The organism is Rhizobacter sp. P3_B12, assembly GCF_056402895.1.
Genome location: NZ_JBFUGN010001397.1, coordinates 1 through 1,213 on the forward strand (window position 1 = coordinate 1; position 1,213 = coordinate 1,213).

The 1,213-nt window shown below is 71.5% G+C and carries 1 protein-coding gene and 1 pseudogene; both read right to left on the minus strand.

Annotated elements, in window-relative coordinates; translation table 11 throughout:
* A pseudogene (locus tag AC1D01_RS35550) lies at positions 1-422 on the minus strand (hypothetical protein); the annotation flags it as partial.
* A 10-nt stretch (positions 423-432) separates the two neighbouring features.
* The coding region (locus tag AC1D01_RS35555; RefSeq protein WP_477874350.1) for an aldo/keto reductase at positions 433-1,213 on the minus strand (781 nt) is incomplete at its 5' end.

Sequence of the window (1,213 nt, forward strand, 5' to 3'; positions counted from 1 at the left end):
ATCCAGGGGTGGACAAGCGCCGCCCAGGTTGCGAGCGCGATGCCGGACCACACCCGCCAGCGTCGGCTCGACAGGTGGATGCCGCCCTTCAACGCCAGCACCAGCAAGCCGGCCGCCTGCACGCCGAACGCCGCGACGGCATACGTCGCCGCCCAGAAGATCGGCACGAAACGCTCGAACAGGAACGCCCACGCCGTGAACGCCCAGCAGATCGCGACGAAGGCGAACGCGCCTCGCAGCAGGCGCCCGTCGCGGTCTCCGCGGCCCCCGCGGACGCGCCAGGCCAGCCACGCCGCCGCCACACCCATCGCCACCCACTGCAGCGGCCACCAGGCCTCGTTCAGCGATTCGAACAGCCGCCAGTAGATGCGCGGCGAGAACATCAGGAAGCTGGACGGCCGATAGGTCCACCACTCGCTCAAGGCGCTGCCCTCACAGCGCAGCCACCGTGCGCGCCATGCGCTCGCGCAGTGCCGCATCGGGCATGCGGCCGCGCGCCGCCGCCATGTTCTCGCGCAGGTGCGCCACCTGGCTGGTCGCCGGGATCGCGCAGGTGACGGCCGGGTGCGAGACGACGAACTTGAGCGCCACCTGCGCCCAGTTCGCACAGTCGATCTCCGCGGCCCAGGCCGGCAGCCGCTGGCGCGCCAGCACATCCATCAACGCGCCGCCGCGGAACGGCCGGTTCACCAGCACCGCGATGCCGCGCTCCTGCGCGAGCGGCAGCAGGCGCTGCTCCGCCTCGCGGTCGACCAGGTTGTGCGTGAGCTGCACGAAGTCGATCGGCTGCGTGCGCATCACCTGCTCCAGCTCGGCATGGCGCCGCCCTTCGGAGGTGGTGATGCCGACGTAGCGCAGCCGCCCCGCCTTCTTCATCTCGAGGAGCCGCGGCAGGTGCTCCTGCCACGACAACAGGTTGTGCACCTGCATCAGGTCGAAGCGCGGCACGCCCCAGAAGTTGCGCGAGGCCTCCATCTGCGCCGCGCCGCGCTGCACGTCGCCGATCCACACCTTCTCGGCCGAGAACAGCGCCGCCGGCCGGCCGAGCTGCGCCAGCGCATGGCCGATGGTCGGCTGCGACGAGCCGTACATCGGCGACGAATCGATCAGCCTGCCCCCTTCGGCGAAGAACGCGCGGACCACCTCGGCGCAGGCGTCGCGCGCGGCGCGGTCGTTGCCGACGTTGAACGTGATCCAGCTGCCCAGGCCGATG